This is a genomic window from Klebsiella sp. NPDC088457, assembly GCF_044900465.1.
Lineage (GTDB): Bacteria > Pseudomonadota > Gammaproteobacteria > Enterobacterales > Enterobacteriaceae > Klebsiella.
The window spans coordinates 1-10,492 of the sequence record NZ_JBJDNH010000077.1 but is presented as its reverse complement, the minus strand read 5'-3'; the positions used below and the strand labels follow the sequence as shown (position 1 = coordinate 10,492).

Genomic DNA, 10,492 nt, shown 5'->3' with positions numbered 1-10,492 from the left:
CGAAAAGCCATATGTTTGTCGGGTGAGGACTGATGCTCAATGAGCACGTGAACGTAGCCATCCCCGGCGGTGGTTTTCAGGCTGTAGAGAACGTCGCTGAAATACTGGCGGAGGTCATCTTCAACGAACGAGCCTGATTCCAGCTTCAGCGTGCTGAGGTCACAGATGGCCTGCAGCTCAGCGGGTAAATGCAACTTCATAAAATCCCGGGCAATATCCGGTTGCGTCAGAAACTGCCTGAACGTGGCATCGTGAGGAGTGGATGTGCTGTTTTTCTTCTTCATCAGCCCTGGCTCTTAAAAATGACCCGGATATGCTATCACAGGCAGGAGCGGCACATAATGGCCTGGCGGATGATGGGGTTTGGGGAGCAGTGGAACCCAAAAGACAGTTAAGCGGTTCAATTGAGTGGTCAATAACAGGTAAATCAATCTCTTGAGTTCAACTGCGTAAGTTGCTCTGCAAACGGCCAAGATAAGTATAGTTAATTTGGCTATCGTAAAAGAGGTGGCTAAAAATGGCAATCTGCGATGTAAATTGGCTGGTTAATTTTTGGCTATTTAAAATGACCGCTTAACGGCGTTTACTGTTCCGTTGCTCCCCAAACCCCTACCACTGAGCGTCAGCCCCCATTTATTTTCACTTACTTATTCGGTTAATGCTAATGTATGCGTACATTAGCATTAATCATGCATTTAATCCCCAGCGCCTTTCTCCCTGTTCTGATTTTTCCGGTAGTCCTGCTTCACTCTCCCGATATTCTTCAGAACGGTCTGCCAGTGGTCGTCTGCCTGCTGCCGGTAGCGTTCAGCAACGGCAGCAATAATGTCAGGATCACTGTCATGGCTGCGGTGCATGCGTCCCTTCTGGCCAAAGATATCAACAATAATATTCTGGCTGCCCTGCCTGTCGAAAAGATGAGCGCACAGGCGCTTTACAACCAGCGGAGTATAGTCCAGCCCGGCCTCATCAGCGATCCGGAAGAAGAAGTACAGCATCTCATACGTTTTGTAGCGCTTGACGGCCGCACTGAGTCTGGCTGCCCGTTGTGGTGCTTCCCAGGTGTCATCCCTGTAGTTACGCAGTTCTGCCTGATAGTCGGATTCCAGGTCTTCCTCTGTATACCGGTGGTGCCGGAAAAAGTATTCCCTGGCCCGTTCGACGACTGATTCATCCTGCGGCATGTCTGTCTCTGGATAATGCTAACGTATGCGTACATTAGCATCAGTACCCGGCAAGGAGTGTGGCGTGCATCTTACCTTTGGTGCATCCCGCCAGGGCTCCGGACATGCTATAGGGGTCCGCTTGGAAAACGGAAAATATCCTACGTTAAGAGTAATATTTGGACCGGTTCTTCAGTTATAGTTGCTATCGACGCTGATAGCTCCACCACTTATCGGCATTGCGTTCTTTTATTTTTATTGATAATGTTTCTCAATAGGCTGTGCAGCCTGCCGCCCGCATCCGGCTACGGAATGGTGAATGCTCTGTTTTATCAATATGTAATTGCCATGTTGGCGGACTGCCAGCAACGCGGGCACTGGCACGATAGTTCGTTTCCGCCATTATGGAGACAATTTATGCATAGCTTTATGGATTCAAAAATACTCGCAAAAAACCTGCGACAATCTCTTACAAATAGAGGCATTGCTTTTTCTCATAGTCAGTGTCTGGAGCTTATTGCCCATCAGTTTGGCTATAAAGACTGGAATCAGCTTTCGGCAAGAATAACTGCTACAGCGCAGGGAGCTATCACTGATAACCCTCCACTGCCAACAGGGTGGAGGATCACGAGACAGACGGATCACTCCATATACCGAATTGGCATAAATGCTGACGTACCGGGAACAGTCCAAATAAGTTGTCGCTTCAATAGAGAAGATGGTTTAGCCCTTGAGCCCGATAGTTTTGCATCAATGATGCAAGGTATTTCTGCTTCGCCTTATCGTGGCCAGAAGTTAGTTCTTGAAGCCACTATCAGAACAGACAATGCTGATGTTGCATCTATCTGGATGCGAGTTGACCAGGTCGTTGGGCAACCTTTACGATTTGATAACATGCTGAACCGTGCGAGTGATGGTGCTTTGTATGGCACAAACGACTGGAGCACTCGCTATATCATTCTTGATATTCCCGAAAACGCGATAAGTATACATTATGGCCTGCTGTTTCGTGGTTATGGTCACATGCAGGCAAAATCACTGGCGCTATATGAAGCTTTGCCTGGTCAACAGGTTACGGCCGGGCCAGGGAATTTACTCATGGAGCCTACCAATCTGAGCTTCTCATCGGTTGAATGATAATATCCCTGTTATCCGGTTCGTTTGGGCCGGATAACAAAAAATCAGTTTATTTTTTGATACCAGGAACCGGGTAATGACTCCAATTTATTGGTAATGATTAATCGTCAGATAGTGCCCGATAACTTTGTCATGCAGTTCCACTGATTTTGAGAACGACAGCGACTTCCTGCTCAGTCTTGCAAGGTGCTGTCTCAGATTCAGGTTGTGCCGTTCCATTCGCTGTGTGTAACGCTTGCTGATAACGTGCTGCTTTCCCTTCAGCCGTGACTCATACAGCGGCCATCCGTCCGTCATCCATACCACAACATCAAAGGCCGACAACAGGCTCAGAAGTCGTTCCAGTGTGGCCATGGTCCGCTCACCAAAGACATGTGCCACCACCGTTCTGCGTATCCTGTCATACGCGTAAAAAAGCCAGCGCTGGCGCGATTTGGAGCCGACGTAACCCCACTGTTCGTCCATCTCCGCACAGACGATGACGTCACTTCCCGGCTGTATCCGGGAGGTTACTGACTGCGGCGTGAGTTTTTTAAATGGCGCAAAATGGTGTTGAGGCCCACGCCCATTATGCGTGCGGTGGCGCGGCAACCGACGCCGTTCATGGCCATATCAATGATTTTCTGGTGTGTACCGGGCTGAGAAGCGGCATAAGTGAACTGAAGCTGCCATGTTTTACGGCAGTGAGAGCAGAGATAACGTTGATGCCCGGCAGTACTTTTGCCATTACGCACCACGCCTTCAGTCGCGGAACAGGAGGGACAGCAGACGGAGACGGAAGCCACAGGAGCATCTCAAAAACACCATCATACACTAAATCAGCAAGTTGGGAGCTTTACCGACAGTAAATACGATGGACCCTTTTGTGATTCCACGGGTATCCCTGCCGCCGCAACACTTGGAAAAGTTTTGGAAAACCGTATCGTGGGTATCGCTCGGCCACTGCCTGCAACGCGACAATAACGGGTTCGTCCCGCGTGGTATCCGGACGGTAATGGTAAACCGTTCTGCTCAGGTTCAGACTCCGGCAGGCCTGACGGATACTGAGTCCAAATGTCGTTATCAGATGAGTGACCAGCTCACGCTTAAAGGCTGATTTTAAAGCTTTTTTTCGATAACGTCTTTCAGCGCCCGGTTCTCAAGACTGAGATCGGCAAACATCTGTTTGAGACGGCGGTTCTCGTCCTCAAGATCCTTGATTTTTTTAATATCAGAAGCCTCCATGCCGCCGTATCTGGACTTCCAGTTGTAGTAAGTGGCCTCAGAGATACCGGCCTCCCGGCACACATCTTTAACAGTGCGTCCGGCTTCAACCGACTTAATCACAGCGATGATCTGATGCTCAGTAAAACGGGCTTTACGCATAGCGATCTCCTTCGTTGGCAGATTGATTATGCCGGAGGATCTCTACATGTGAATGGCACGATTATGCGGGATACTTACAGGGCTCGCAGTATGTGTCGCTGGCGTACACGCAGCGGCTTAAGGATGCAGGGCTGCTGGCATCAACAGGCAGCTCGGGGGACTCATATGACAACGCACTGGCGGAGAGCATCAACGGGCTTTACAAAGCAGAGGTGATACATCGTAAGAGCTGGAAAAACCGTGCCGAAGTGGAGCCTGCCACGCTGACGTGGGTGGACTGGTATAATAATCGGCGGCTTCTTGAACGGCTGGGTCATATCCCGCCGGCGGAAGCAGAACAGGTATATTACGCTTCCACGGGAAATAAGGTTATGGCAGCCTGAGTTGCCGGACTAAAAACTCTCCCGGAAAACCGGGGCGGTTCACCAGTCCTACCATTCTGGCGAACTGACGCGTCTGATGAGAACGGTAAGCTGAACCGTTGTCTGTCAGCCACTCAACGGGGGATGCCGGCAGGTTGCGGCCGAAGCGTCGTTCCACCGCACCCACCACCATGACGTCCTGCACGGTTTCGCTGTCATATCCACCGGTACCGGCCGCCCAGTGCAGGGCTTCACGATCGCAGCAGTCCAGCGCGAACGTTACACGCAGTTTTTCGCCAGGGTTCAGGTTGCTGTCTAAATCTGTTAAACCGCCCTTCCGGCGGTTTAACAGATTATTTAGACTCTAGCTTTAAACAGCTTTGCCTTCATAAAAATGATCAGCCATGGAAAGGAGCCGGGGGTTATGAGTGGTAATAATTACGGTAGGGCAACGTTTCCGGATATATGTAATAATCTTAATCGCCAGCTCTTCGCTGATGGAAGCGGTAGGCTCATCCAGAACAATGATCTTTGTTTTTCTTGCCAGGGCCCGGGCAATACATATTCTTTGAATTTCACCACCGCTCAGCCCTCCCCCTTGCTGACTTATATATCGCTCCAGAAAAATAGTTAATGTTTCATCATCATTGTCCGGTATTAATTCCAGCGATGTGAGCAGTTCGCCCCACTCACCTCTGGAAAGAATATTATCAGTGCCATATAAAATATTTTCTCTGACCGTTCCTGGTACCAAAACCGGTTTTTGAGGAACAACTGAAATATGTCCCAGAACAGCTGCGCTTATCCCAGTATCTATCCGGCAACCCCGGAAGTAGACCTCTCCTTCAGATGGAGCCTCCAGCCCCAGAAGGTATCCGAGCATTGTCGATTTTCCGAACCCAGAAGGGGCTGAGAGGGCAAACATTTCGCCTTCTTGTATTGTAAAATTAATACGATTAAACAGGATTCGGTGATCAACTAATGCCCCCAGGTTACGGACTTCAAAAATATATCCGGTCTCACTTTCAGACGGGATATTGGTGATGCTGACACCTTCAGGTCGTTCACTGGTATATTCCAGTATTTTTTTTAAAAAGACAACCTGACGTTGTATATCAATACAGGCACCCGCGATTGTTCGTAACTGGAAAGTCAGCATGCTGATATAACCTACAATCATGATGAAATCACCTGTTCCGATATGGGATGAATTCCTGAAGAAAACCAATACAAGTACCGATATGGCCAGTAACGCCCCCACAACTGCTGCCTGAAGAGACAGCAAATAACCCATTTTTTTATTTGTTTTTCTGATGGTTTCTACATAATGCCCGAGCGTTTTGGTGCGGGTGGTTGTTTCTCTTTCATGCGCCGTGTTGACACGAATATCTAACGGCATTGAAAGCCTTCCTACAATATAAGCATAAACACTGTTATGGGCATTCATTATATCAGAGTGAATATTCTGGCTGCGTAATGCAATACTGAACGCCAGGAAAATCATTCCGATAACGGATAAACAAAACACCATCGAATACATAAACCCAAGAGACTGATAAAGGAAAAAAATACTTACTGAAATTTCAACAAAAACAGGAACAAGAGTCCAGAACACCGATACCGTTAATGCGCTGAAGGATCTTGAACCACGGTCTATGTTTGCAGCCAAAATTGCTGGTTCAAAATCTTTTTGCTTTTTGAAACTTACGGACAGCAACATTTCCATTGCCTTGCTGACAAGCGCAGCATCAGAACGGGCAAGGACCCCTGCAGAGAATATACCTTTAATATTTTTCAGAACCTCGGTAACTGTCCAGCAGACAGCATAAGTCATAGTGACAAGGAAAAAAGCTGACAGAAAACCATCTGAAACGATATATGCCTCTGCGGTTTTTTTGAGTAAAAAAGGAAGCAGCGCACTTAATACAGATGTCAGAATAAACAGGAATGATACACCTGTAAAAGACAAGGCAAATGATGGGTATGATTTTAATATTAACTGATATGCAGATGAATATGCATCTGTCCCCGTTTTCAGTTCAGTGAAAAGATTATTTATTTTCATCATATCACACTAATTATTGGCGTTAGTTTTGTTTTCAGATTTTCATCGTCAGAAATCACTTTATTATTGATTTCCAGCCATGCATGAGAAAGAAAATCATACCTCTGAATCCCAATGAATAATTGAGATTTGATGTCTCTGGCTATAAGCATATCAAACAATGAAAGTGAAAACTCAAGGCATTTCACCTTCCCCGGCAGAAACGGAGCGGCATACTTAATGCTCTGACCCAAAGTTTCTGCTTTATCTGCCTGTTTATTATCATTAAAGTCATGGTTACTGATTGAATTCAGTTTGTTGCGGCAATGCTGAAGACATCCATGAAGACCATACCGGTGTAGGCGCTTTCTCACTGTAATTATTCTGGCAATGGCTTCCGGTAAATAAAGTGATATTGTGAGCAAAGACGGTTCAATAATATTACTACCCCAGGAATAAAGACCAACCCCTTCAGGTGAAACTGAACTGTCAGATAATGACATACCGGGGTGATGCCAGATAATTCCCGCCCTGTTTAATTCCCTGCCCAGTGAGTTTTCTTCACCGGTTTTCATATGTTTTTCCAGAAGCCGGGACTGTTCCTCAGAAAGAAGAATGTAACGGTCTGAAATTTCATCCAGAATAGTCACTTCATTATTAATATGAACGTGATGGATATGAGGCTTAAAATAATATCTCATTTAGCATACCCTTCAAATATAATTTCCGCCGCTATTATCCTGATGATAATTGAACTGAGTCCTCCGACCCCTCTGGATGCGGTTTCAATTGCACTTTCAATTTTTGGTATGTTAATTATATTGTGGCTGGCGAATTGTCCTTTTCTCAGTAAATCCGCAACCCTCTTTTTATTTATTTTTAATGCTGCCTGGTACGCTCCGGTAATATACCCCTTATCTCTGCGGGTAAACATAAAATTAAATCTTTCCTGAATTGAGCTTCTGTATTGTAACCTCTTATGTATACTGTTGAATGAATCTTCAACTTTTAGATTCAGTCCATAATGAATCATTTCAGCGTTTGTAAAAGGGAAAGCATCGTAGGCGGATGTTTGAAGAGTCATTGCGGTACTGTTATCAAGAATGGCATCTGAAAGCACAGATTTTCTGTCATCAGGACTTATTTTCTTCACTGGTTTAATATGTGAGAGCGCCGCCGGATGGAAAAAACGCTGTGCTTCTTTCAATACAGCGGCTGTTTCTCCCGTCTGCATGTACAAAATATCTTTTATACTGCACCCGTAAAGCCTGGACATTTTCAGGAGCGTCGTGACAGCTTTAAGCGGACGAGCACGCAGAAACAGTTCTTTTGGTAGCGAAGGCGGTATCCTCTCACAGAACACGTGATCGCCACCATGACCGTCAAAAATCACAAAATCACCATCACAGTTTTTTTGAATGAGATTTATTTCTTTCTCATACATTTTGTGATTTATCACCCGCATATTCAACACCGGAGCAACGGGACTTTCCAGGTTGTGAAATAAAAGATGAGGTTCGTATTCGACTATAATTAGCCGGACCCCATATTTTTCACACAGTTTTTTTGCCGCTTTCTCATCTTCATTACTTGATCCCGTATTATAACTGTACGTTAAAGCAATAATTTTCTTGATATCAACAGATTCAATTAAGGCAAGAAATATACCGGTGGAATCAAGGCCACCTGACAGTCGTACAATGAAGTGACACTCATGAGAACGGGAGACGACATCAGAAACAGACTGAAGAAGCATTTCGGCCGGTGAAGTAGCGTCTCCATGAAGCATAAAAAAATCCGCCCAGTCAAAAAATTCCGTTACTGACGAATTTTCAGCTGTCTGATTGATTTTGAAACTAAACCCGGGAACAATGCATTCAACATCCTGAAGTAATGATGTTTTTCCCGCAGAACGGCCAAGTATAATTTGGGATATCAGAGATTCAAAGTCGACCCTGACCGGGTGTGAGATAACCTCTTCCAGTGATGCATCAAACCAGCCATTACTTTTATTAATCAGATATCTGATTTCTTTGCTGTTAAAAGGATTTTTGCCGGAGTATCCCGGGTGCAGAACTTCATTCCCGACAGCCATTGATTAAATATCCCTTTTGGCAAGGACGAAGGATCAGTATGTCCTTATGGAAATCATTATGAATACCAGCATACTACTGTATATGCTGGTATTACTGTGATGTTGTTATTTCTGTGTTACCAGGAACAGGTACCAGATCCGCCAGTATCCCAGCCAATTGGGTGGTATACGCAGTATGACGATTCCATGATAGCGCCACCGCCAGTCCCATTAGTCGCAGCAGAAGCATGAACGATGACTATCGCTTCATCTTGTCCGGCAAGGTCTGTATTCACTTTTTCAGATTCCATATTTAAATGAGTCCTTAGCTGAAATGTAAATGAACATGTGATGTTTGTTAGCATTTGTAAGTGCTGACAAATCAAAGATAGTACCTGCTATTTTGTTTTGTCAATGCGAATGATAGTGATTTGCATTCCCAAAGTGTGATGACTTATCATTTGATTGGTCTTCGCGAACGTAAAGATCCGAAAAAAGGTAGAGTCGGATCTGTTCCAGTATGATTTTGGCCTGAATGACAAAGCGGAGCTGGCGTTCTGAGAGGGGGCTATACAGGAGTTTTCCGAGTCCTGGACCACGTCACATCCCTGTGAACCGGAACGGCTCTGTCTGCGGCTTCAGATGACCTTTCACTACTCAGTTTCACATGCAGGATTGCTCCTTAACATTGCTTACCAGAGTAACCACCTAATTTGGTTTGTTAACTGATCGTTGTTAATTAATCCATTTTTCCGGTACTGTTCATAATTTCTCATGTTATTTTCCATTTTTTGTAATCCCTGCTCTGCAGTTCGTACAATCGAAGATGAGATATCGTATGCTTCCTTATATTTATTTCTCTGATCTTTAATTGACTGCAGTGTTTCGTCTCTCCCCTTTTCCAGGTTTCGGATGATCTCATCAATTCCATGTAACTGAGAGGTTATTTCGTTAAATTCGTTATCACTGACAACGCCGGAGCGGGTTGTTTTACTTGTATCCAGTTCATAAAGACGGTCCCCTTTTTTAATTTGCTGCCCTTCCTTTACATATGATCTGACTACATACCCTTGCTGACTGGTTGATATTACAATTGGACGGGGCCAGGTGGTGATCTCTGCGGACACATTAATACGCCTGGTATAACTGCCAGAAATGATGAAAACGGTAAAAAAAGTTATAAAAACGAAGCAGCTTAAAACGATACACCATAAGGGGATACCTGGCAGCAATATTGCTTTTGCTTTCCATACAGAATTACGGTGTTGTAACGCTTCCTGCCTGAACATTCCTTGCTATCCTCTGGAGTTCCATCACTGGTGATGAACATTTATAATTGTTAATATATACTATAATAAACGATCGGAGATGATGTATGAAAAAAAATCCAGAAACCGCGATTCATGAAGCTGATGCCAGAGAGAAACAAGCTTTCCGATATCATCGCTGGATATTAAAGGGAGTATGGTGTTTTGCTGTTCTGTTTTTTATCTGGTTACTTTTTCAGGCCCATCGCTAATGAACTGAGGTACTCCTTCTGCTCTGATGATCTCTGCTTGATCAGTTCCGGTGACCAATCCTGTTTTGACGTAACACGGAGTGTTTCGCGGGACCAGCCATTCCGCATGAAATATTCTGAGAATAATTCATGCGTCATTTTTATGTGGGAAGTATACCGTGACTGAGCTATTTCAGCGCTTCGCTTGTTTTTTGCCGGCGCTCAACTGTTTTAATTTCAGCAATAATATACTGACAACATAGCACTTAGTGCATTAATGCATTAAATGCAAATATATTTAGTATTTATTGCTAATTACACATTAAACCTCTCCCGGGATCGTGAGATCCGAAAACCCCAAGTTCCGGATCTTCCTGAACCCCTCCGGCGCGCAGCGGCCCGGCAACACAAGATGTAGCGGTGTTCTCAGCTGATGACGACGCTATATATTGTGTTTCTCCCCTGCCCCGTGACCACCCGCTCACCACCGGAAAAGGGCGCTTTGCTTATTCCGTGTGCATGGTACACTTCCGGAAATTGAGTTATAGCGTATAAATCGGATCTCACCGGAACGGCCTTCCGGTAATTTAATGGCGTGGCTGTATGGCTGCTTGTTATCTCACGGGTGATTATTTTGCATGTGAATTTCACGGTGTGAAATAAATGGCGACATAACAGTATGTTTCATACGGGCGTGTGTCAGCTGCATCATTAAGCTATACTGATATGCATATCATTAGTATGTATTCCGGAGTGCATTATGAAGCAGCGCATCACCGTCACCATAGACAGCGACAGTTATCAGTTACTGAAATCCGCGGACGTTAATATCTCCGGCCTGGTGAACAT

General features: G+C 45.2%; 9 protein-coding genes and 3 pseudogenes. 3 read left to right on the top strand and 9 right to left on the bottom strand.

Annotation, left to right across the window (positions count from 1 at the left end):
* Together ACI2JR_RS27015 and ACI2JR_RS27010 are read right to left on the bottom strand one after the other, a co-directional pair.
* Positions 1-284: Rpn family recombination-promoting nuclease/putative transposase (locus ACI2JR_RS27015; RefSeq protein ID WP_462479952.1), on the bottom strand; the 284-nt coding region annotated here is incomplete at its 3' end.
* 411 nt (positions 285-695) lie between these two features.
* Positions 696-1,184, bottom strand: coding sequence for a cytoplasmic protein (locus ACI2JR_RS27010; RefSeq protein WP_462479951.1), 489 nt, complete (start codon positions 1,182-1,184; stop codon positions 696-698).
* A gap of 291 nt (positions 1,185-1,475) precedes the next feature.
* On the opposite strand from ACI2JR_RS27010, the gene ACI2JR_RS27005 reads away from it, so the two are divergent.
* Complete coding sequence (locus tag ACI2JR_RS27005; protein ID WP_462479950.1) at positions 1,476-2,300, top strand: glyoxalase superfamily protein; 825 nt, start codon at positions 1,476-1,478, stop codon at positions 2,298-2,300.
* Positions 2,301-2,387: 87 nt separating this feature from the next.
* On the opposite strand, the gene ACI2JR_RS27000 is transcribed toward ACI2JR_RS27005, so the two are convergent.
* Positions 2,388-3,085, bottom strand: a protein-coding gene (locus ACI2JR_RS27000; RefSeq protein WP_462479949.1) for an IS1 family transposase whose coding sequence is annotated in 2 segments (ribosomal slippage) — positions 2,388-2,836 and positions 2,836-3,085 — 699 coding nt in all. Because the reading frame shifts where the segments join, the coding sequence is not laid out codon by codon here.
* 56 nt (positions 3,086-3,141) lie between these two features.
* Positions 3,142-3,665, bottom strand: a pseudogene (locus tag ACI2JR_RS26995) (transposase); the annotation flags it as partial.
* A gap of 77 nt (positions 3,666-3,742) precedes the next feature.
* Here ACI2JR_RS26995 and ACI2JR_RS26990 point away from each other — a divergent pair.
* Positions 3,743-4,048 (top strand): annotated as a pseudogene (locus ACI2JR_RS26990) (integrase core domain-containing protein); the annotation flags it as partial.
* A 43-nt stretch (positions 4,049-4,091) separates the two neighbouring features.
* Here ACI2JR_RS26990 and ACI2JR_RS26985 read toward each other — a convergent pair.
* From ACI2JR_RS26985 to ACI2JR_RS26965, 5 genes and pseudogenes are all read right to left on the bottom strand, one after another.
* A pseudogene (locus ACI2JR_RS26985) lies at positions 4,092-4,325 on the bottom strand (DDE-type integrase/transposase/recombinase); the annotation flags it as partial.
* 72 nt (positions 4,326-4,397) lie between these two features.
* A complete protein-coding gene (locus ACI2JR_RS26980) occupies positions 4,398-6,095 on the bottom strand; it encodes an ATP-binding cassette domain-containing protein (protein WP_462479948.1) in 1,698 nt (565 codons plus the stop codon).
* On the bottom strand, positions 6,092-6,772 hold the full coding sequence (locus ACI2JR_RS26975) for a lasso peptide biosynthesis B2 protein (RefSeq protein ID WP_462479947.1): 681 nt from the start codon (positions 6,770-6,772) through the stop codon (positions 6,092-6,094). The genes ACI2JR_RS26980 and ACI2JR_RS26975 overlap by 4 nt, the downstream gene beginning before the upstream one ends.
* A complete protein-coding gene (locus ACI2JR_RS26970) occupies positions 6,769-8,166 on the bottom strand; it encodes an asparagine synthase-related protein (RefSeq protein WP_462479946.1) in 1,398 nt (465 codons plus the stop codon). The genes ACI2JR_RS26975 and ACI2JR_RS26970 overlap by 4 nt, the downstream gene beginning before the upstream one ends.
* A gap of 671 nt (positions 8,167-8,837) precedes the next feature.
* Positions 8,838-9,434: a biotin/lipoyl-binding protein gene (locus ACI2JR_RS26965; RefSeq protein WP_462479945.1), complete on the bottom strand. Its 597-nt coding sequence runs from the start codon at positions 9,432-9,434 to the stop codon at positions 8,838-8,840.
* 969 nt (positions 9,435-10,403) lie between these two features.
* Between ACI2JR_RS26965 and ACI2JR_RS26960 the strand changes: the two genes are divergently transcribed.
* Positions 10,404-10,492 (top strand): type II toxin-antitoxin system CcdA family antitoxin (locus tag ACI2JR_RS26960; RefSeq protein WP_462479953.1); only part of this gene is annotated, 89 nt, incomplete at its 3' end.